Genomic DNA, 22,415 nt, shown 5'->3' with positions numbered 1-22,415 from the left:
GTTTGTTGGAGAAAACGTCAAACAGAAATCAGCTGGGAAATCACTCTTTCGGTTCCATTGCGTCGCGCAAACCGTCGCCAAGGAAATTGACGGCCAGCACGGTGCAGAGAATTAGCAGGCCGGGCGGTATAGCAAGCCATGGCGCAACACTGAGCCAGGGTGATGCACTGTTCAGCAAGTTTCCCCATGTGGGAACTGGTGGCTGAATGCCAAAGCCCAGAAACGAGAGCGCCGATTCAAGCATGATGGCGCTTCCAACGGCAAGCGTTGCCGCCACGGTGATCGGGCCGATGGCATTGGGCAAGATATGCCGGAACATCAGCCGTGCACCCCCTGCCCCAAGTGCGCGGGCGGCCTCTACGAATTCGCGTTCGCGCAACGCGAGGAACTGGCTGCGCACCAGTCGTGCAGTTCCCATCCAGATTAGCATGCCGACAATAGCCACAAGCAGAGGCGGGTTCGGGCGGAAAAGCCCTGAGAGCAGCAGGACAAGGGGCAGCGTCGGGATCGACAGCATCACATCCGTAAACCGCATTAGCAGCATATCGGACAAACCGCGATAGAAGCCCGATAGTGCACCAACCAGCGTGCCTGCGATGGTTGCGATAATCGCGCCAGCAAGGCCGACAGCAAGGGAAACCCGCCCTCCGTATATTAAGCGGGTCATGACATCGCGACCGAGTTCATCGGTTCCAAGCCAGTGCTCTGCAGTCATCGGGCCGGGTGAACCGATCAAGGTGAAATCCTGACCATCAAAACTGTAGGGCGACAGGAATGGCCCAATGACAATAACAATCGTCATCAACAACAGAAAGGCGAGACTGGCGACCGCCAGCCGATGTTTCAGAAAGCGCCTGACAACGCGGCGGCTGTAGCTCTGCGGCGGCGCCAAGTGAGCCAATTGCATCGTTGCGTCAACCATAGCGAATCCTTGGGTCGAGAGCGGCATAGGTCACATCGGCGATGATATTGGCCACGACAATGCCGACAGACCCCATCATCATTAGGCCCATCAGCATGGGATAGTCGCGACCATCCATGCTTTCCATGAACAGACGTCCGATGCCCGGCCATGCAAACACTGTTTCGGTGATGACGGCGCCTGAAATGACGGTGGCGAAGTCCACCGCGATGACGGTGACGGCCGGGATCATCGCGTTGCGCAATGCGTGCAGGATGATGACGCCTCGCTCGGAACGCCCCTTCGCATAGGCGGTGCGGATGTAATCCTGGTTGAGCACGTCGATCATGCCGGAGCGGATGAACCGGCTCCAACTGGCGATGGTCGCAAGCGACAGCACGGTGGCCGGCATAATGATATGGGCGAGCCGATCGAGGAACGAGCCATCACCGATTGACTTGTAGCCGGCAGACGGGAGCCAGCCGAGTTGCACGGAGAAGAGAAGCTGAAGCAGCAGCGCCAACCAGAAGACCGGGGTGGAAATGCCGGCAAACGACAGCATCGTCAGCCCGCTGTCGAGCTTCGAGCCGCGCCGGGCAGCACTGATGATTCCAAGAGGGACGGCGAGCAACAGCGAAATCAGAAGGGCGAGACCGCCAAGTTCGAGGGTTGGCCCCAGCCGCAGGACAATTTCGGTCAGGACGGGACGTCCGGTGCGGATGGAGTAGCCCCAGTCGCCAACCAGCATCGATTTCAGCCACATGACGTATTGCACAGGCGCGGGCTTGTCGAGGCCGTAGGCGACCGCGATCTGTTGCAGCGCCTCTTTGCTGACAGCCGGATTCTCGGCGTACATGTCGAGCGGGCCGCCGGGGGCCAGATGCACGATAGCAAACAAAATCAGCGAAATGCCGAGGAGCAGCGGGATGGCGCCGAGCAGACGGCGTAAAATGTAACCGAAATTCATGCCGTCTCCTGGTCAAAAGGAACGAGGCGTCCGGCCACTGAGACCGGGCGCCTCCGTTCATGTTAGCCCATGTACCATTCGGCCGTATGCACGAAATTGGTCATGTTCGTCGGGTTCGGCACGAAGTTCTTGAGCGCCGCGGTCTTGGCAATCAAGGCGACGTTGGTGGTCAAGGGGATCGAAGGCAGGTCCTCGGCCAGAATTTTCTGGAATTCCGCCGCAGCCTGCTTGCGGGCGGCTGGGTCCAGCGTCGTTTCGAATTTCGACAGGGCCGCATCGAGAGCGGGGTTGGAATAGGACTGGCCGTTGTTGGCACCGCCGGTGCCCCAGAACACCGAGTAGACCGGATCGGCAGAGGTGATCCAGCGACCGTAGATCAGGTCGTAGCCACCTTTGTAGCGCGCTTCGCGATAGGCGACGCCGGTCTGGTTGTTGGCAACGGCTTCAATGCCAATCGCCTTGAGCTGGGCGATGATCACCTGTTGGGCCAGCTCGTCGTCCGCCCGGCCCGCCTGGACCATGAAGGCATAGGACAAGCGCTCGCCGTTTTTTTCGCGTACGCCGTCGGAGCCCGGAGCATAGCCCGCCTCATCGAGGATCTTGTTGGCGGCTGCGACATTGTAGGCAATTTCCGGCGTGTTCGGATCATAGAATTCGAACACCGGCACCACCGGCGATTTGATCGGTTCCGGGAAGCCGCCCTGCGCCTTGCTTAGCACGGTGCGGTCGATAGCAGCCGCGATGGCCTTGCGAACATTGATGTCGGCCAGCGACGGGCGCTTGAAATTGAAATCGAGATGCTGCCAGGACAAGAGCGGCCCCTTGACCATTTCGATGCCGGAAATGCCCTCGACCTGCTTGGCCTGGCTGTAGGGTGTCGATACGACCAGGTTGACTTCGCCGGATTTCAGCTGGGTAATCAGCGTGTTGGTGTCCGGGATCATCTTGAAAATGATCTTGTCGAGATAAGGCAGCGCATCACCCTTCTCGCTCTTTGCCCAATAGTCATCGAAACGCTCGGTCACCACGTACTGGCCGCGCACGAACTCCGTCACCTTGAACGGGCCGGTGCCCACAGGAGTTTCGTTGTAGGAGGACGTGTTGAGATCGGTGCCTTCCAGCAGGTGCTTGGGGAAGATGCCGAAGGTGAAGAGAGTGGAGGCAAAGGTCGGCAGTATGGAGTTGTAGTGAACCACGACGGTCAGGTCGTCCGGGGTTTCGATGCTGGCCACCTCGGCGGAACCGTCCTTGGATTCAGCTTTGAACGCCGGGTCCTTGACCGCTTCCCAGGTGTATTTCACGTCGGCTGACGTAAAGGGTTTGCCGTCGTGCCACTTCACACCGGGACGGAGCTTGTAGGTCACCGTCATCGTCTTGCCGTCGGCCGCCACGACAATGCCGCCATTCTCGATGGTCGGCACTTCGGTTGCGAGCACCGGCACATATTTCGCATGCTGATCCGGCGCGAGAAGTCCCTCGACGACGGCCGCCTGTGCATCCCCCAGAAAGCCGGTCGAGTACACGTTCATCGTGTCGATCTCGTAGGTCAGGCCCACCGTCAACGTACCGCCCTTCTGCTGCGCGAGGGCCGGAAACGCATGCATCGTGGCAAGGGTCGCAGTACCAGCGAGTATCGCCTGAAGTGCTGCGCGTCGGGTCAGTTCAAATGTCATGGCATCGTCCTCTCTTTTGCCCTTGCGGGCGTTCCCTATTCGCCGGCCGTGTTGGATCGGCCGGTCGTTAAGTTTTCAGTAGCCCAGCGAGCGATCGACAATGTGTGGCAATTTTTCACCGCGTTCGAAGCGTCGGATGTTTTCGGCCATCTCCTTCACGGCAGCATCTGCATGCGTGGGAGCGGCGACGTGCGGCGAGAGCAGGACTTTCGGATGCCGCCACAGCGTGTCTTCAGCTGGCAGCGGCTCGATGCGGAAAACATCGAGAGCCGCGCCGCTGATATGTCCGCCGTCAAGGGCTCCGATCAGGTCCGCATCCACGACGTGGCCACCACGGGCACCGTTGATGAAGAACGCGCCCTTGGCCAACGCCGCCAGCACCATTGCATCCACAACATCGGCGGTTTCGGCGGTCATCGGCAGGAGATTGACGAGAATATCGGCGCCGCTGATCGCATCCATGAGTTTGTCGCGGCCGGCGAAGCTCCGCGCTCCCTCGATCGCCCGGCCGGACCGGCTCCAGCTACGGGTCTTGAAGCCGAAACGAACGAAATGCCGGGCAACCTCGGAACCAAGTGCGCCCGCGCCCAGGATCGTCACCGTGCGCTCGCGGGCCAGTTTCTCCGCGCAGGGTGCCCATTCGCCCTTTGCCTGAAGATCCTTGTAGACCAACAAATTGCGATGCCATGCCAGCGCCTGCGCCAAAACCCATTCGCACATGCCCTCGGCAAGGCCATCATCGACCAGGCGAACGATCGGCAGATGCCCGGGCACTTCGCCGCTGGCCAGCAGGTGTTCGATCCCGGCATTGAGGCTTAACACCAGCTCAAGCCCCGGCACCGCAGCAATGACGCCCGGCAGGGGTCGTCCGACGACGATATAGGGCACGGGACCGTCGTCCGTCTTGGGTTGTTCGGTCGTGACGACGTGGCTCGGAAGCTCTTTCCGAAACAGGGTTGCCATGTGCTCAGGGTTGCCGCGAGAGGCGATAAATATCCGTTTCATGGGCCACAGCATGGTGCGTCATGAAGGCATCGTGCAATGCCCGAAAAAATCCACTTTGACCGCATTTTAACTCATGCATGAGTTTGGGCGACAATGGGCAAAAAAATACCCCGAATTGCCAATTTCCTGAGCAATTACGGGGTAGGCTGGCTAAAAATAGCCGGGGGATCGGCGCGAAAAATAAGGCTGATCTATTCTCTCAAGTTAAGTTCGTCCGCTCGAAGGCAGGCCACCGAGTGGCGATCACCGCGCGCCTCCAGAGCCGGCACGGCCGCAGCGCATTTTTCGATGGCGAAAGGACATCGGGTGCGAAACACGCAGCCGGAGGGTGGGTTGATCGGGCTGGGCAAGTCACCTTTCAGCGTGATGCGGCTTCGGCGCACGCGCGGATCCGGCACCGGCGCCGCATCCAGCAACGCACGCGTATAGGGGTGGAGGGGTTTAGCATAGAGATCTGGGGCCGTCGCAGTTTCCATGATCTTGCCGAGGTACATGACGATGACGCGATCGCAGAGAAACTCGATAACGGACAGATCGTGGCCGATAAACAGGATCGACAGCCCAAGCTCTTGCCTCAGATCCTGCAGCAGGTTGATGATCTGCGCCTGGATCGAAACGTCAAGCGCGGAAACCGGTTCATCGGCGACGATGAATTGCGGATTGACGGCAAGCGCGCGCGCAATGCCGATACGCTGACGTTGCCCTCCGGAAAACTCATGCGGAAACCGTGCTGCCGCCGAACGAGGCAAGCCGACTTTTTCCAGCAGGTCGCCGACCCGGTCCGGACGCTCCTTCCGGGTGCCGATGTTGTGGAGCAGAAGCGCCTCGCCAATGATCTGGCCCACGCTCATGCGCGGATTGAGACTGGCATAGGGGTCCTGGAAAATGATCTGCATCTGACTGCGCAGCGCTTTGAGCTGTGCGGGCGCAAGACCCGTCACATTGCCACCATCGAAGCTGACAGAACCGCCGGTCGGCTCGACCAGTCGCAGGATCGAACGGCCGAGCGTTGACTTTCCGGAGCCAGACTCTCCGACCAGCCCGACAACCTCTCCTTTGGCGACCTCGAAGCTGACGCCATCGACGGCGCGGATGACGACGCCCGGTTTGAACATCGACTTGCCGATCTCGAAATGCACTTTCAGATCGGAAACCTGGAGCAGGGCTTCAGCCATTCATTTCGCTCCATCTCAGGCAGCGCGCGCCGTGATCCGGGCTCACCATGAAAACCGGAGGGACCGCGGCTCGGCACGCATCGAGCGCCCAGTGACAGCGCGGATTGAAATCGCAGCCGGTTGGTGGATTGCGCGGGTCGACGACACTGCCGGGAATGGCTTTCAAGCGGGCAACCTGCCCTGCCGCGCGTGCCGCGTGATCGACCTGCGGCATGCTGGCCAGCAGGCCTTTGGTGTAAGGGTGGCTCGGCCGGTCGAACAATTCGTTGACGTCGGCGCTTTCGACAATGCGTCCGCCATACATGACAGCGACGCGATCGGCGATTTCGGCGACGACGCCCAGATTGTGGGTGATGAACAGGATACCCATGCCAATCTCTCGCTGCAGGCGGCGCATCAGCTCCAGAATCTGCAGTTGAACGGTGACATCCAGCGCCGTGGTGGGCTCGTCCGCAATCAGCAGCGCCGGATTGCAAGCTAGCGCCATCGCGATCATCACACGCTGGCGCATGCCACCGGACATCTGGTGCGGATAGATGTCGGCCCGTCGCGCCGGTTCGGGAATTTCCACCAGCATCAGCATCTCTATCGCCCGCTTCCATGCCTGCGAACGGGTCAGTCCTTGATGCAGTAGCGCCGCCTCAGCGACCTGCGTTCCGACTTTTTGGGTCGGGTTGAGGCTGGTCATCGGCTCCTGAAAGATCATCGAAATTTCGTTGCCGCGAACGCCGCGCATGGTTTTTTCCGGCAGTTGGGCCAGATCGCGCACCACGCCGTCGCGCCCGCGGAACAGAATTTCGCCAGACGCGATGCCGCCGATCGCAGGCGGGATCAGCCGCATGACAGAGAGGCTGGTCACGGATTTTCCCGACCCGCTTTCGCCCACGACGGCAACGGTCTGCCCCTGCTCAATCTTCAGGTCGACGCCCTTGACCGCCTGCACGATGCTGCTCTCCGTGCGAAATTCGGTAACGAGGTTGCGTATCTCCAGCAGGGGTTCAGCCATCAGTTCAATTGCCCCGCGCGTTGCATCTCTTCAGCGATCCACGCAAGCGGCACATGGCCGTAGCTCAGCAGCGCATCATGAAAGCCAATCGTATCCCCTTTCCATCGGCCGCGCAGCGTTTTGATGCCTTCGACGCCGATCCAGTACATCAGCCGCGAGCCAGGCAGCATGGAATTACGAACCACCTCGCCCTCGACACGTGCCGGTGCGAAGCCCGCCTTGTCGCGGTAGAAGGCCATGGCCTCCGCCATGCTCCAGTCCCCGAGATGCAATTTGACATCGACAAGGACGCTCGCCGCGTTTCTGCGCTCGTACTGCTTGAGGAGCAAGATTTCGGCCGGTTCATAAAAGTCCGGCGCTTCCATCAAAAGGTCTTCAACGTAGCATGCCCATCCTTCAATCAGCGTACCGGAACCGAGAAACGCAAGCCCCAGAGCGCAATCGGTACCGGCAATGCGTGCGAGGTGCGACTGGGCGGAGCGGGCGCGGGTGTTCTGCGTGTGGTGGCCGACGCTGGCATGATGCACGGAGTGGATCGTCTTGACCATGGCCGTGTTGCTTCCGCGCAGAAAGGTGTCGAAATCGTCACCTGGGGGCGTCACCCAATAGACGCTGCCCTGACCGGGGTTGAGGCCGGGCGGAGATCTGTAGAATAGGAAATAGAGGGACTGATTGATCTTGCGGAAGCACGGCGCCATCCAACGGTACTCGAGCCCATACTCCTGGGCCGGCGTCACCAGCGCTGCGCCATCTTTTCGCGCGGCGGCGTCGTGGTGCCGATAGCTTTCGATTACGGCTTCAGCGTCGGCTGGATGATCGTCGGACAGGCCGGCAATCAATTCCTGCCAGCTTTTTTCCGGATCGATGGACTTTGCCATTTCAACCAGTTCGTCGCCGATTCGATCGAAGGCCTCTTCGGCCCTTTTCACCGCTTCGCGCGGACCGAAATCGAGGCCATGGACCGTATTCATCAAAAGCGACAGATAGTCTCCGCCGCAAGCCGGATCGTCATCGACAATATCCGTGAGGCCAGATGCGAAGGTGTCGAACGCGGCTGCTGCGGTATCAGCGGGCGCGGCCCATTGTGCGGAAAATTCGTCGTGCAGTCGAATCTCAATACGCAGGAATTCCGCCATCGCGCGCGCCTCGCGCCGGGCGCGCGCCGTCCACCCAAATGGAGCAGTTTTTCCCTTCAGCCGTTCCAGGGCTGACGTCAGGAATGCCGGCAGAGAATTGAGGCGGGCAATCAGTCCATCCTGCCGGACCGGCGCCGACTGGGGAAGTAGCAGGGAAACAATCGCGAAAGCTGCCTCGCCGGAAAACCAGGCCGGATTGGAAAAACGTGGACGAGATGTCGCGGCTGCCTTCTGCAAGGCGAGCTCCGCCAGGATCATTTTGCGGTCCAGACGATCGCCCAAGGCCTCAGGTTCGGCCGTGTCGGCAAGCCGGCGCTCAAGAGAGGCGATACCCGCCAATTCCTCAGTCAGCGTTTCCGGCCCACAGGGCGGCATACGGTCGTCATGGTCCCTATTGCCCATGAACGTCGCATCCACAGGGTGATAGGTCCAGTGGTGCCTAAGGAAGGCGTCGACCACCGACGGATCGTAACGACACTGCGTCATGCGCCGTTGCCCGGCAGATCAACCCAGCGGCGTTCAAAATGGGCCTGAATGATCGCGTCCACGATTTCCTGGCTCTTGGCGCCATCATAGAATGTGCATTCCTGAGGCCGATCTTCGAGGATTTCATCGACGAAGAAGCGCACGAGGTTGCGATAGTAAAGCTCGGGCCACGGCATACTGAGCGTGGTGCCGGGCGGTAGGGCCGAGGCGCCGACATCGTAGGGAATGAACTCGACGGCTTCTGCCTTAGCCAACTTCAGCGTCTCCGCCGTGCCGAACTCGGAGATCAACCGGGCGATGGCCGCCCCTTTCGAACCATAGACGCGCAGTTCCACGCCGGGATAATTGCCGACCGCGACATAGCTCGTCTGCAACAGACCCTGCGCACCGCTCGCATATTCGACAAGTGCGACAGCACCGTCTTCAACCTTGATCTTCTGCAGCCCCTCTTCTCCCCGTACGATACGTTCGGGAATGAAATTCTTCATGGTGGAGGCCACTGAGGCGAACTCGCCTCCCAACCAACGCATCAGATCGATAAGATGGGAACCGTATCCGACGATAGAGGCCGGAATGAGCGAGTTGCGATCGATACCCGGCGTGATCTGACGCAGTGGCTCCTGCGGATCCAGCCATTGGCTGTTCTGCTCGAAACCGTGGATATGAAAAATCTCGCCCAGCGTGCCGTCGTCGATCCATGCCTTGATCTGGCGGATCGCCGGTGAATAGCGGAAGGTAAAGCCGAGCTTGGTGCGCACACCAGCCGCATCGGCCTTGGCAGCAGCCTCGAACGCTGGAGCAGCAAGCGTATGGAGCGGCTTTTCCGAGAGCACATGCTTGCCGCCTGCGATGGCAGCGAGGCTCAGCGGCAGATGCGTATGCGTCGGTGTGCAGACGTCCACCATCTGCACGTCCGGATCGGCGATGAGCTTTTCAGGGTCGGTATAGATTTTGCGCGCCCCGTATTTTTCGGCCATCGCCTTGGCGCGGTCGCCATCCACGTCGCACACCGCGATCAGGTCGACGCGCTCATGCGCATTGTAACCGGGGAGATGGGCCTTGTCGGCCCAGGTATGTGCGCCGATCAGTCCGACGCCGAGCTTGGTGGTCATGGGAGGGTCTTTCCGATTGAGGCAATATAAGCTTCGAGTTCATCGAAATTGTGGAAACCAAGGTCTCGCTTGCCGTCCTCGATCTCGTAGATCATCGAAAACAGTTTCTCATTCAGCCTTGTGTCGGCGCCCGTCTTCTTGCCGAAGTCGATGAGCTTGCCGCTGGACGAGCGGGTTTCCGAAGGGCGTTTGCGATAGACAATGTCCCACCAGATGCCCGAACCCTTCTTCTTGAAGTTGTGTGCGGGCTTGGTGTCCTGATCCTTCTTCAACAGCCAGATGGCATGATTGATGTTGGCCAGAAGCCTCTGGGTATCCGCAGCCGTCTTCACCCGATAGTTTGACGGATCGAAGAAATCGAAGGCCTGTACATCGATGCCGTTGGCATCGGCAATCTCCAGCGCTTCCTTGACGACTGCGCCGGCAATGCGCGCATAGCGCTCGACGCCGAGTGTGTCCCGGATTTTCGCGTCAGCAAGAGCGGAGAACACCACCTGCGAGGCATAGACTTCCTTGGCCCAGATCTGACCCCAGATGTGGGTTGAATATTGCACCTCGGTCAAAGCACTCAACGCTTTGCCAAGAGCCTTGAGGCGCGGTGTCATCTCGCCATTCAGCTCACCGAGCTGGATAGGGCCCTCATGCACGAATTCCACATAACCGGGATCGACCAGCGCGCCGCCATAGTTCGGGATCGATCCCATGACGATCCTCTCCCCGGGCAATCCCGCCTCGTTGAGCGCGGCGATCATGTCCGGCTCGTTGAAGCCGTTCTGGAAGGAGACAACGCAGCTGTCGGCGTTGAGTAGAGGAATGATCTGCTTCAGCGCCTCCACAGCGTGCTGCGACTTGGTCGCAATCAACACTGTTCCGAGTTCGCCCGTCAGTTGGTCCGGCGTCGCAGCCTTGACGGGAACGGTCATCTCGCCGCGTACGCCGTCGATGAACAGGCCCTTCTCATCGAGTGCAGCAACATGTTCGACCCAACGATCGACCAGAAGCACCTCGTGCCCGGCCTTTGTCATATACGCTCCGGCAAGACCGCCGATGGCGCCGGATCCGAGAATGGTGATCTTCATGGATCAACCCTGTTCAATTACGGTTTGCGGAAACATTTCGAGGCTCTGTGGGCTGTTGGCATGGCTATAAAGCGCCTCCAGGAACAACGGCCACTGGTCCTTGCTGACCCGTTCGCGCACGCGGCGAACACTTTCGTTGCCGGCCCAATAGGATGCGATGAACGGTCCACGGAACGGGTGGGCCGCCATGCGCAGCCTTCCTTGAACCCAGGCTTCCTGCCCCATGGCGGTACTACGCAGATACCCCGCCACGTACTCACGCGGCAGCCCCTCGACCATCAGCATCCAGGCTGCACTCGTCTGGGCGGCGGAGCGGACGCGACGAAGCTCCATATGAATTTCGTCATCCTCGTCCTCGATGAAATCGATGAGGTGGATACCCTGATCGCCGATGCCTTCCTGCACGCAGCCGGTGATCGCATCGGTTGTGATCAGCAGCGCATCGGCCGGCGCTTTGCCGGCATCGAACGCTGCCTTGGTGGACAGCAATTGGGTCGAATGGCCCGGATAGACCTCATGGCAGACGAGATGCTTGAGGGCAGCCCGCGTGAAGCTCAAATCGAAATTGAGATCCATCTTCCCTTCGTTGAAAGAACAACGCGCCGTGTAGAACATGCCGCGCACGGGATTGAGCACCATATCGTAGTCCCCAGTGTCGAAGACCAGGCTATCGGTTCGCGCTTTCGCTTCGGCCATCAGATCCCGAAACACCGTTTCGATCTGATCTGTCGGTACGGCGCGCGCCTCCTCCCAACTCTGGACCCGTTCAGCCAGCGAACCCCGGACGAATCCCGCCTTGCGCAGCAGCGCATCGGCCCTGGCACGGGCATCCTCGATCAACGCCGCGTCCTCGCGTCCGGCGGGCGCGCCGACCAGATCGGTAACCTTTTCCTCGAAGGATGGGCTCGCGCCTGACAGCATCTTTACGGCAACTCGCACCGACTTGAGCATGCCCTGCAGAAAGACCCTGCGGGGTCCAGCGGGCAAGGCGGCGACCTCCGGGTCGAGCCGGGCGAGGTCGGCGCGAATGGCTTCGCGGTCATCGTAGTGTCGGGCGTCAACTAGGCCATCGCCCAGATAGATAGGAACAAGGCCGTCGCCGCCGAGCAGGCTGCCCTGAGCGGGCATGCTGCGTTCGAGCGCATCGATACCCATCGTGATCGCGGTCAGCTCTCTGCCGATTTCAAAAGAATTCATTTGTTTCTCGATCTCAGTCACAGCGGCCGCGGCCGGAAATATCAGTGTTCAAAGATGGCGTCGGGGTTCTTGAAGGACTTGAACTCCAGGGCGTTGCCAGCCGGGTCCTTCAGAAAGAATGTTCCCTGCTCGCCCGGTTCGTCCTGGAAGCGCACTTTGGGCTCCATGACAAAGGGGTAGCCGTCCTTGCGTAAACGCGCGATCAGACCATTCCAGGTGTTCCAGGGAAGCACCGCGCCAAAGTGATGCAACGGCACCATGTCATTGCCGACCTTGGACGTTGCCGTCGACTTGGGATCTTTGTTGAGATGCGCCGAAATCTGGTGCCCGAAAAAATCGAAATCGATCCAGTTTTCAGCTTCGCGGCCGACCTTGCAGCCAATGATTTCGCCGTAAAAGTGACGGGCGGCTTCCTTGTCGTCGATGGCGAATGCCATATGGAAAGGGATCATGCTGAACACCTTTTCGGTGATTGGCCTATGGGGTAGCCGATGCTCTTGCGGGCGGCTCTGGCAGAAAAGCTATCTTCTTGACCGGAGTCCGCAAGGCGCATAAAGATCGCAATTCCATGACTTGAAGGAATGTAAAATCGTGCGTGGCCGCCTTTTGCCTTCACTCAACGCTATAAGAACGTTTGAAGCCGTCGCCCGACACAATAGCTTCACCCGCGCCGCGGAGGAGTTGAACGTCACCCAGAGCGCCGCCAGCCGGCTCGTTCGCAGTCTTGAAGAATATCTGCAGGTGGCGCTGTTCACGCGCCAAAGCCGCCGGATCGAACTGACTGATCAGGGGCGCTTCTACAATACACTGCTGCGCGACGCGCTCGATCTGATCGAGGCGGGCACTGTCGAGCTGATCTCGTCGAAGGAGGGCAAGGGGACCCTGTCGATCGGCATGTTGCCGACCTTCGGCACCCGTTGGCTGTTGCCACGCCTGCCTACCTTCCAGGAACAGCATCCAGAGATAGACCTGAACATCGTCTCCAGTGATGGCGAACTGGATTTCACAAAGGAGCGGATCGATGTCGCTATCCGCTTCGGCCACGGCAATTGGACGGATGCAATTATCGATCCTTTGATGAGCGAGGAGATACAGGTCGTCTGCAGTCCCAAGCTCATGGCGGGCAAACATCCTATCACCAGCTATGAGGCACTGCGCTTTCATCGCCTGATCCGTCACTCGACGCGACCCAACAGCTGGGAGCACTGGTTTCGCTCGGTCGGCGCACATCGCGACGACCTGCAGTGGGGGCCAAGCATCGAGCATTTCTTCATGATCATCCAGGCAGCTATCGCGGGTCTCGGCGTCGCTCTCTTGCCAACCTTTTTGATCGAAGAGGATATTCGCGCCGGCAACCTGATTGCGCCATTCAGTGACCGAATTTCTGGACCAGGAGCCTACTATCTCGTCACGTCCGCAGCCAAGAGCGAACTCCCGCGCGTTAAAACGTTCCGAAGCTGGTTGCTGAGCCAACTGGCATAGATTCCGCTGCCAGCCTGACATTCTCGTGGGAAACAGACGACTTAGGAGTTTCGCAAAGTCGGGAGGGCCGGACGTTGGGTGCATCACCAATGGCCGGACGAGCCGAAGGCGAGAATCGTTTCGATACGGGTTGAAGACGAACCACCTGTCTTCGTGGGGGACGATGGCGAGGCGGAGCAAGCTGGTGTTGCCCGCAATAACATTCTCGCTGACCGCATGCTCCGTGAAATGCTCGGGTGCGATGATCTGAACCCTGCCAGCCTTCACGTCGGCCTCACCGACGATGCCCCGGACGCTGCCGTAATGGTCGACGTGCGAGTGGCTGTAGACAACCGTGACGATCGGCTTTTCACCCAGATTGGCAGACACGAGCTCACCGATGCGGCGACCGTTCGTGTTGGTGACGAAAGCCGTGTCTGAGGTGCAATTCGTCAATATCTTTGCAGCTGCGCCGAGCGTCGTTCCGGATTTAATGAGCGGCAGCGATCTGTTTTCCGACCGGGAACTTTCTTGCATTGCTCCCGGTTCCCCTAGCTCCGGCATACTGCCCGTTGACCGTCAACCGGCAAGAAGAAGCGGTTTCGCTCGCAGGGGGTCAGGTCGCGCAGTACGATGCTGTGGGCAAAAGCGATGAGCTCCCCAGTTGTCGGAAAAACCCGAATGATCTGTACCTTTCGGTACGCGGAAGCGACTGCGATCTCGGTTCCATCAGAGCTAAAGGCTGGCCTCATTGAACTTGGTTCCGTGTCCGTTGCATCCCGCTGATTGTCAAGGAGCATCACCTGACGGCCCGCATCCACGTCCCACAGTCTCACCGTGTGGTCTTCAAAAGATGCCGTTGCAACGAATGAGCCATTCCGGCTGAATGCGGCGTAGTTCAGCGCGCCATCGTGCCCTCTGAGGATTTGCCGCTCCGTTCCATCGGGAACATTCCAAATGCGGGCCGTACCATCGCGCGAAGCGGTCACGATTGATCGTCCATCCTGGCTGAAAGCGATATCTGTCAACCCATCGCCATGGCCTCTCAACGTGGCGACGACACTGCCATCTGTAGTGGACCAGACGCGGGCGGTCCCATCCAGCGAGCTGGTCGCAGCCAGACCGCCATCGGGACTGAAGACGGCCGCCGTGATCCGCTTCTGATGCCCAGCCAGAATTTCCACCTCGGTTCCGTCCGTCCTCCACAGCCGCGCCGTGCCGTCTGTCAACGCTGTGATTACAAGCTTGCCATCGGGGCTGAACAGAACCTTCCGCAAGTTCGCGCTTGCCGTCAGAACGGCCACTTTGGCACCCGTCGACGTGTTCCATAGCTGCGCCGTTCCATCCGCGGACGCCGATGCCAGCAGGTCGCCGCGAGGGCTGAACTGAATATGGACGACTGCCGTGCCGTTGACGGCCAACCGACGTGTCGCGCGCCCGCTCTCGGCGTCCCAAAGCGTAATACGGCCGTACGAAGAAGCGGTCGCAACGACGCGGCCATCCGGACTGAAGGTCCCGTACTCGACCGCATCGCCATCGGTTTCAAGTCTCGTAGTCTCGCGGCTGCTCGCCACATCCCAAATGCGGGCGATGGTATCCCCGGTCATGACGCGCTTTCCATCCGGGCTGAATACAGCAAACGCCGGTCGGTGTTGGTGTCGTAAGGTAGTCGCCAGGACACCATCGATGTCCCACAGTCGGACCGTACCGTCGTACGAGGCCGTAAGGAGACCACTACCGTCGGGACGGAAAGCCAGGTGTGTGACTGGCCCACGATGTCCTCTGATAGTCGCGAATTCAGTGCCACTCTCAACATCCCATATGCGGACCGCATTCTCCTTTGCAGCGGTGGCGAGGAGCCGGTCGTCAGGGCTGAATGCGCAATTCATTTTCTGGTCGCCATCCGCGGCTTGGAAAGCAGACAGCTTGAGACCACCGGTTTCCTGCCCCAGCGCGCGACGCATATTGCCGGATATGCCATCCCAAAGACGCGCCGTGCCATCGAGGGAGACCGTCGCAATATAGCGGCCGTCATGGCTGAAGGTGCCACCATGAATATCGCTGGTGTGACCGAGGAGTGACGCAATCAGGGTTCCGCTCGGCACATCCCAAAGGCGGGACGCCATGGTCCATGTTATTGTGCCCCATGAGGCTGCCAGGATCTTGCTGCCATCGGGACTGAATACGACCTCATCGGGCCAAAACTGGTTGTCCAGGCTTCTGATTAACTGACGGTTCTCAATCCTCCAGATGCGAACAGAACGTTCATGCCCGTTGCCGGCCGCGACACTCAGACCATCAGGGCTGAACGCAGCCGACGTTGTCCCGAAGCTCTCAGCGATTTCAGTTCTTCCGCCGGTCTTTGTATCCCAGATAGTCAAAGCTCCTTGATCCGATCCGGTGAGCACCCGCGTGCCGGCAGGGCTGAACATCGCGGTGTGAACGTGGCCAGGCTGGGGAAGGACGAAGATCTGTTTGCCCGCCGCAACGTCCCAGATTCTCGCCGTGCCGTCGCGGCTGGCCGTCACGACACGACTGCCGTCCGGATTGAAGGAAGTGCTTTCGACCGCGCCCTGGTGGCCCCTCAAGACGGCCATTTCCGTCCCGTTTGCAACGTTCCAGATGCGCGCGGTCCGGTCGTAAGAAGACGTTACGATACGGTCTCCGCCTGCATTGAAAGCGGCATATGTCACGCCAGCATCATGGCGGAATATCATGGTCTGATGGTGCTGGAACAGCGCCTGGTAAAGGGCAAATTCCGCTTCTTTCACATAGGGCCGTTCCGGGGCAGCAACGTCCTTCGGTAACGCCTCCAGCGCCAACAGAATGGCGGCTTCGGTGTCGCCGGTCATAGCGGTCTGCTGAGAAAGAAGCGAGAGGGAAAGGGATTGATTGCGGAGCGCCTGGTTACGCGCCTCAATGGCCTTCCGCTCCGCTGCACGGGCTTGGTCTGCATTGACTTGCGCCACCATAGCCTGTCGTCTCGCCTCGTGTTGCCCATGGAATCCGGCGATCGCACCAGCACCGGCGATGACGCCCAAACTTATCGCGATGATGGCTGCGTAACGCGTGCGCCGCGCAAGGCGTATCGCGGCCTCGGCCGCCAAGCTTCGGCGTTCAGCCTCACTTTCCAAACGCTCTCGCTTCGTGGTCTCTTCCACCTCTATGCGCATGCGCTCAACTTGACGCTCTTTCGCCAGCCTGGTCTGGTGCATCTGCAACGAGGCTTCGACGTAGGCGACGATCTCGTCTTCGACCTCGTCACGTCTCGACAGAAGTTCTTCGCCCTCTGCTAACCGCTTGCCGGGGGGCAGCAGAAGGTCTGGGTTCTTGTTGTCAAAAAGCCATAGGCGAGCATCCGCCTGCACGCGCGCACGTGTCTCGAGGAAATTCCGGTTCGCATACGCAATGTCCCGCGCTCGCGGCCAGCGAGTGAGAAGCGCTTCATGTGTTACGCGCACAACTGCATCGCCCGCAGGATTTTCGTCGCTGGCCAGGAGCCGGGCGGCCATCATGGCGTTGACGAGAACGATTTGCGCCGGCCGGCCGCTCCATTGCGAGAGCGAGGCAGGACGCGCCGTGATCGCCTCTTCGTCGAGGCGTACTGTAGTCAGAGCGGTGAGCACGGCAGGCAAGGCATCCTGTACGTCAGGGGGAAGCGACCCGACTACCTCGTCGGCGCGACGTGCAATCGCGCCTTCAAGGCCGCCAAACGCTCTATACGCCGCGAATGTGAGCAGACGGCGCTCTCGGCCTGCCTGGAAGAGCGCTTCCAGCATGAATTCGAGAAGGGGCAATGATCTGGCATCTGCAACCGCTGCCTCCTGCAGCACGTCCTCGAGCCGCCCCTGATCTGCGTCCTCCTCAAAACGCAAACCGGCTGCGCGTGCCGGCTCGCGGATGATCTGAGCGATTTCCGGGCCAGTCGGGGGCAACAGTTCATAGCTGCTGAGCCCATCCTTCAGCGTCCAGAAACCGGGAACCTCGCTGCAGCGGTGAAAAAAATCAGACCGGATCGTGCCAATCACCCAAACGAACCCGCTTCCTGCAAACGTCGCGAGCGCTCGCACTAGTTCCGTGTGGGACATCGGCTCCACCTCAGTCGTGAACAACTCCTCCATTTGATCTAAAGCGACCACCAACCGCGCCTGCGCACTGGCGTGCGCAGGCATAGTAGCTTTGGCAAGTGCGGCGCGGATCATCCCAAGGGCGCGCTCGGGTGCGCTACGAAGGTACTGCGTCAAATCCGTCACCGTTGTCTCTTGCGCCAATTCCGGCAACGCATCTTCACGAAGCAATGCGGCGGCCAATGACGCGATCGCGTCGGTTCCTTCTGACGGCCGGAACAGGCAACGCCGCCACAGAGCGATGCCCGCCACCGCGCCAGGTCGTGTGATCGTAGGGAGTAGCCCCGCACGCAGGAGAGAGGATTTGCCTGACCCGCTCATTCCATAGATCAGCAAGAAAGACTTGCCGTTCGCCGCTAGCTGTTCCAGCCGGTCGATGCAGAGGCAGATAGCGTGTGTACGGCCGAAGAAGAGATCGGCGTGTTCGAACTCAAAGGCGTCAAGGCCACGGAAGGGTGAATTGATACGCTCCTCCGACACAAGAGGCACACGATAAGCACGCACAGGCCGAGCGATGTTCTTCACCTTGTGCTCACCAAGGTCCACAAAATCCAGGGCGACCCGATCGCGAACCTGGGCATGGATCGCCTCGGAGACGCATATCCCGCCGGCCGGTGCAAGCGCCTCCAAGCGTGCAGCGACGTTTACTCCGTCGCCCAGAAGATTGTCGCCGTCCGCCACCACGTCACCGAGGTTGATGCCGATACGAAATCGCATACGGCTCGGCTCGGGCAGGTTGGTGTTCCGGGTGTCGATCTCCAGTTGGATTTCGGTGGCACAGCGCACTGCCTCGACAGGGCTCGCAAACTCCGCAAGAACACTGTCGCCAGCGCTGCCAAAGACGCGGCCTTCATGACGTGCGATCAGGCCATCAATGATCTCACGATAAGCCTTCAAGGTGGCAAGAGTAAGCTCTTCGTTCTGGCCGGTCAGCCGACTATAACCAGCCACGTCGGCCACTACGATGGCAGCTAATCTTCGCCGAAGGTCCATGGCTGGTGCCTGCTCTCCGCCAAATATCTTGTCACATTTTACGGCTGTGTAGGGAGAGTGTCCAAACAAAGCCTCAGGACCACGCCTCCCGGATCAGCCTTCGAGTCTTGCGGCGACATACATGCCGACGCCATAGCAGTAATAAGGGCCGGTCGCGGTTGCGACCGGCCCTCGATCAACGAACTCTGCGCTCGGCGCTCAATCGCGGCGACCTTGAATTCTGCCATTGCCTCGGCAACCGGCGCTTCGTAGATAGTTGTGCGGTTGAACCAAACCGTCATATGCTCGCCCGCCGCCAACCTCGGTTTCAGGCCAAATCTTCTGAGGCGATGTGCGCCACTTCGGTGATCTTCAACAGCGGAATTTGCGCAACCTCATTCGCCTCCTGCACTCGCTCGGCTGAGGGCGCCTCAAAGAGGCAGAAGGACTTTTCCTCCGACGGCACGAACGTCGAGCGCAGATAGCGCACGGGCTTTCCCTGCTGTGTCATCTCGGCGGTCACCGCCTTTGCGCGCCCAGCGGCGGCCATGAGCTGCTCTGGTGTGATGCCCGGCAAGTGTCGCTCGACCATATATTGTGGCATGATGAGGCTCCCTTTCAGCTTCAGCGAAGGCGTTGTCAAACCCTCGTCAATATGCGCATCCTCTAAATAATAGCGCGCTCCGCTGGTGAACGGTATGAGTATCTACTTCGCCGCTGTATTCACGGACCTGGTTCGACACTCCGCCGTGTGGAATAAGGTATCTCGCGACACCGTCACCCACGTCATCACCGAGTATCGGTATCTATCGCGCTCTCTCGCGGGCCAGTATGGCCGCCGACACGAGAACTTCACCGGTGACGGTCATCTCTATCTGTTTGAGTCTGCGGATGTGGCCGTCCATTTCGCGTTGAAGCTCATCGCCTACTGGAAGCAGCGCCGCCGCTCACTGTTCTCTGTCCCGGGTGCGCAAGATCTGCCGGTCAGAGTTGGCTGTCATTTCGGCGAATGCTCCCAGATGGAAGAAGAAGATGCCTGGGTAGGACGGGCGATCAACCTCGCCAAACGTGTGGAATCCAGCGCAGAGCCGGATTCGCTTTTCGTCACACAGACGATCCTCGAACTCATCGACCTGCCCACCTACGAGTTCAGCGAGGCTGGGTTCTTTGAGTTGAGAGGGGATTTTCTTCCGGCAAGACTGCTCTATCGGCTGTCATCAGTAGACAGGGCGGCGCTTGCAGCGCGGCCCGAAGACAGGCTGACGGCTGAGGACTGGTTTCTGAAAGGGGTCAGTCTTTCGGATCCACAGGGCAGCGTTTCGCAAGAGGAACTGCGATGCTACCAAGAAGCCCTTCGGCTTCGTAGCAACTATCCGGAACCTCACAACAATCTGGGTATCCTCTTCAAGGCGAACGGAGATCCAAACGCGGCCATCCAGCACTATCACGAGGCGCTTCGCCTTTGGTCGCAGTACCCCGAGGCACACTACAATCTAGCCATTCTCCTTGAAACCATGGGAAACCGAGCCGAGGCTGCGAACCATTACCGTCAGGCGATCAAACTTCGTCCCGACTATGTGGATGCATTGCTGCGGTATGCCGGCCTCCTCGATATCGCTGGTGACAGGTTTGGAGCCGAACAACACTACAATGAATCCATCCGCCTTCGACCTGGCTTTGCCGAGGCGCACAACAATTACGGTATCTTTCTGGAGAAACACGGAGACGCGTCGGGCGCGGAGCGCCACTACGCTCAAGCTCTCAATTTACGTCCTGACTACGCCGAAGCGCATTACAACTACGCGATGCTGCTTGAACGCGAAGACGGGGCCAAGGCCAAGGAGCATTACCGCGCCGCTATTCGTGCGTGTCCGGACTATGCCGAGGCACACAACAATCTGGCAGTTCTGCTGCACGAAAACGGCGAACTTGCTGCTGCGGAGCAACATTACCTGACTGCCCTCCGCCTCCGCCCGGACGATCCGGAAGCAAACTACAATCTCGGCTTGCTGGCGCAGCTCAAGGGCGACTTGGAGCTCGCCGACCAGCTCTTTCGTCGCGCTAAGGAGTTGGGAACGCGGCATTGAGGGCGAGCAACTGGCCGCGCAAGGGGCCGCGTTTCATACGTAAACCGGTCACCAAAAAAAGCCGGGGCCTTCCGCTAGCCGCAGGCGAGCAGGGTGCAAGCGCCCCGCCGGACCACATCAGTCAACGACCCCGCACCCTTCCAAGATAGGGCCGCCGTTCCAGCTCAGTGGATTTATGGGATTGCCTCAGGCGAAGCAGGTCCTTGCGGGTGACAAGACCGACCAAGGTCCCCAATAGCGGATCGGTGATGGGGATCCTCGCAACATCGGTCGCAATCATGATGTCCGCGATGTGACCAACGGTATCGTCGGGGTGCCCGATCGGGATCGCGGTGTCCGATACCTTGTCAGCCAGGATGTCGGCCCCCTCCGGACCTCGCTGCCACCGAAGCGCGTCTGCACGCGAAACCATACCGACAAGCGCACCGGCTTCGTTAACCACCGGATAGGTCCGGTGTGCATCGTCCGCCGCGGCGAAATGCGCACAGACCTCGGTCACCGACATTGTCGCCGGTAATGTGTCGACGGTGCTGACCATAATGTCGCGAGCGCGCGCGAATTCGAATGGATCGACACCATATTCTCGGCTGATGTGCTGGCCTCTCCGCGCAATTTTCTCCGTCAGGATTGACCGTCGCAGGAGAAGAACAGTCACCGCATAAGCGGCAACCGTGGCGGCCAGCAAGGGAATGAGCGTGTTGAGATCACCGGTGATCTCGATCGCGAAAAACGTTCCCGTCAACGGCGCGCGCATGGTGCCCCCCATCATCGCCGCCATGCCGAGCAGTGCCCAGAACCCCGGATCTCCGGGAAGCGACAAGCCCACCAACCAACCAAGTGCGCCTCCAAGGATCAGCAAGGGAGCCAGCACACCGCCTGATGTACCGGACGAGAGCGCGATCAGCCAGATCGTGGCCTTTACCAAGAGGATGGCGACCACAGTCGATGTCGGCAGGCTGTTTTTCAGCAACCCTTCAATGACATCGTAGCCGACACCAAGAGCACGGGGTTCGATCAGCCCACCAAGCCCAACGGCAAGTCCCCCGAGCGCCGGCCACCACATCCAGTGGATCGGCAGGCGCTCGAACAGATCTTCAATCTTGTAGAGGAGAGTCGTGAGCACCCCGGACTGAAGGCCGGCAATAATCCCCACTCCGGCACAAAGCAGAATACCCCACCACGGAAAATCGATCTGGAAATGCGTCGGGAACAGCGGTCCACTTCCGAACAGCAGCGGGCGCCAGGAGATGGCGACGCAGGCCGAGACCGCGACGGGAATGAAGCTGCGGGGTTTCCATTCAAACAGGAGAAGCTCGACCGCGAGCATCACGGCAGCGATTGGAGAGGCGAAGATCGTCGTCATGCCTGCCGCCGCCCTGCGACCAACAGCGTCTTTCGCTCTGCCGCACTCATGTGGAAAAACTGGGCAAACAGCGAGCCGATGGCGCCACCGGTCATGATGATTGGCCCCTCTGCTCCGAACGGTCCTCCCGTGCCGATCGAAAGGGCTGACGACAACGGCTTCAGCACGGCGACCTTTGCCGACATACGGCTGCCGCCGATCAGGATGGCCTCTATCGCTTCCGGTATACCGTGCCCGCGGATCTTCTCCGAGCCGAAGCGCGCCATCAGGCCGATGACGAGCCCACCCACCACCGGGATCAAAACCATCCAGGGTGAGAAGATCACGTCGGCTATCCGCGCCTCCTGCGTGCTCACCCGCCCAAACCAGACGATGTTGGTGACAAGCGCAATCAGATTGACGAGGAACCAGGCCGCAAACGCGCCGCCCGTTCCGACGATAAGCGCCATTCCGATCAACAGGAGCACGCGCCTATCGGTGGTGAAGTCGCCGGCTTCGCGGCGTGCAAGGCCGCCCATGAAATCGTGCTGATGCGGACGGGAAGATTTCGATGACATCGGTATACCTGCTGAGCCGGCGGAACGGTGGGTGTGATCGACCGCAGCGCTAATATGTCGTAATACGATATAAATCAAGACGGAGTTGGCAGACGGTGCCTAGACGGGTAT

The 22,415-nt window shown here is 59.8% G+C and carries 15 protein-coding genes and 2 pseudogenes; 2 read left to right on the top strand and 15 right to left on the bottom strand.

Annotated elements, in window-relative coordinates; all coding sequences use genetic code 11:
- Positions 1 to 40: 40 nt before the first annotated feature.
- The 11 genes from IB263_RS27740 to IB263_RS27690 all read right to left on the bottom strand — a co-directional run bounded on the left by IB263_RS27740 (position 41) and on the right by IB263_RS27690 (position 12,189).
- Positions 41 to 922, bottom strand: a complete 882-nt coding sequence (locus IB263_RS27740) for an ABC transporter permease (RefSeq protein ID WP_060529948.1) — start codon at positions 920 to 922, stop codon at positions 41 to 43.
- Complete coding sequence (locus tag IB263_RS27735; protein WP_060529949.1) at positions 915 to 1,868, bottom strand: ABC transporter permease; 954 nt, start codon at positions 1,866 to 1,868, stop codon at positions 915 to 917. The genes IB263_RS27740 and IB263_RS27735 overlap by 8 nt, the downstream gene beginning before the upstream one ends.
- Positions 1,869 to 1,930: 62 nt before the next feature.
- A complete protein-coding gene (locus IB263_RS27730) occupies positions 1,931 to 3,541 on the bottom strand; it encodes a peptide ABC transporter substrate-binding protein (protein WP_060529950.1) in 1,611 nt (536 codons plus the stop codon).
- Positions 3,542 to 3,616: 75 nt separating this feature from the next.
- On the bottom strand, positions 3,617 to 4,558 hold the full coding sequence (locus IB263_RS27725; RefSeq protein WP_112975005.1) for a glyoxylate/hydroxypyruvate reductase A: 942 nt from the start codon (positions 4,556 to 4,558) through the stop codon (positions 3,617 to 3,619).
- Between the two features lie 179 nt (positions 4,559 to 4,737).
- Positions 4,738 to 5,721 (bottom strand): ABC transporter ATP-binding protein, encoded by a 984-nt coding sequence (locus IB263_RS27720; RefSeq protein WP_192439288.1) that lies wholly within the window; start codon positions 5,719 to 5,721, stop codon positions 4,738 to 4,740.
- The gene (locus tag IB263_RS27715; protein ID WP_210338336.1) at positions 5,714 to 6,730 is read right to left on the bottom strand and encodes an ABC transporter ATP-binding protein; all 1,017 of its coding nucleotides are present in this window, start codon (positions 6,728 to 6,730) and stop codon (positions 5,714 to 5,716) included. Before IB263_RS27715 ends, IB263_RS27720 begins: the two co-directional genes overlap by 8 nt.
- Complete coding sequence (locus tag IB263_RS27710; RefSeq protein ID WP_192439287.1) at positions 6,727 to 8,349, bottom strand: DUF885 family protein; 1,623 nt, start codon at positions 8,347 to 8,349, stop codon at positions 6,727 to 6,729. Before IB263_RS27710 ends, IB263_RS27715 begins: the two co-directional genes overlap by 4 nt.
- Positions 8,346 to 9,461 (bottom strand): Gfo/Idh/MocA family protein, encoded by a 1,116-nt coding sequence (locus IB263_RS27705; protein ID WP_060529955.1) that lies wholly within the window; start codon positions 9,459 to 9,461, stop codon positions 8,346 to 8,348. The genes IB263_RS27710 and IB263_RS27705 overlap by 4 nt, the downstream gene beginning before the upstream one ends.
- Positions 9,458 to 10,540 (bottom strand): ketopantoate reductase family protein, encoded by a 1,083-nt coding sequence (locus IB263_RS27700; protein ID WP_060529956.1) that lies wholly within the window; start codon positions 10,538 to 10,540, stop codon positions 9,458 to 9,460. Before IB263_RS27700 ends, IB263_RS27705 begins: the two co-directional genes overlap by 4 nt.
- A gap of 3 nt (positions 10,541 to 10,543) precedes the next feature.
- Positions 10,544 to 11,737, bottom strand: a complete 1,194-nt coding sequence (locus IB263_RS27695; protein WP_112975063.1) for a hypothetical protein — start codon at positions 11,735 to 11,737, stop codon at positions 10,544 to 10,546.
- A 41-nt stretch (positions 11,738 to 11,778) separates the two neighbouring features.
- On the bottom strand, positions 11,779 to 12,189 hold the full coding sequence (locus tag IB263_RS27690) for a VOC family protein (protein WP_112975062.1): 411 nt from the start codon (positions 12,187 to 12,189) through the stop codon (positions 11,779 to 11,781).
- 139 nt (positions 12,190 to 12,328) lie between these two features.
- Between IB263_RS27690 and gcvA the strand changes: the two genes are divergently transcribed.
- Positions 12,329 to 13,219, top strand: coding sequence for a transcriptional regulator GcvA (gene gcvA, locus IB263_RS27685; RefSeq protein WP_162253364.1), 891 nt, complete (start codon positions 12,329 to 12,331; stop codon positions 13,217 to 13,219).
- A 123-nt stretch (positions 13,220 to 13,342) separates the two neighbouring features.
- Here gcvA and IB263_RS34595 read toward each other — a convergent pair.
- The 3 genes and pseudogenes from IB263_RS34595 to IB263_RS27670 all read right to left on the bottom strand — a co-directional run.
- Positions 13,343 to 13,735, bottom strand: a pseudogene (locus IB263_RS34595) (MBL fold metallo-hydrolase); the annotation flags it as partial.
- A gap of 14 nt (positions 13,736 to 13,749) precedes the next feature.
- On the bottom strand, positions 13,750 to 18,387 hold the full coding sequence (locus IB263_RS27675) for an adenylate/guanylate cyclase domain-containing protein (RefSeq protein WP_246811097.1): 4,638 nt from the start codon (positions 18,385 to 18,387) through the stop codon (positions 13,750 to 13,752).
- A 238-nt stretch (positions 18,388 to 18,625) separates the two neighbouring features.
- On the bottom strand, positions 18,626 to 18,901 hold the full coding sequence (locus IB263_RS27670) for a DUF4242 domain-containing protein (RefSeq protein WP_090297863.1): 276 nt from the start codon (positions 18,899 to 18,901) through the stop codon (positions 18,626 to 18,628).
- Positions 18,902 to 18,995: 94 nt separating this feature from the next.
- On the opposite strand from IB263_RS27670, the gene IB263_RS27665 reads away from it, so the two are divergent.
- The gene (locus IB263_RS27665) at positions 18,996 to 20,384 is read left to right on the top strand and encodes a tetratricopeptide repeat protein (RefSeq protein ID WP_090297778.1); all 1,389 of its coding nucleotides are present in this window, start codon (positions 18,996 to 18,998) and stop codon (positions 20,382 to 20,384) included.
- Between the two features lie 121 nt (positions 20,385 to 20,505).
- Here IB263_RS27665 and IB263_RS27660 read toward each other — a convergent pair.
- A pseudogene (locus IB263_RS27660) lies at positions 20,506 to 22,304 on the bottom strand (chloride channel protein).
- Positions 22,305 to 22,415 lie beyond the last annotated feature (111 nt).

It is taken from the genome of Ensifer sp. ENS03 (genome assembly GCF_014852035.1).
Taxonomy (GTDB): Bacteria; Pseudomonadota; Alphaproteobacteria; order Rhizobiales; family Rhizobiaceae; genus Ensifer; species Ensifer adhaerens.
This window is presented reverse-complemented; position numbering and strand designations above follow the sequence as displayed.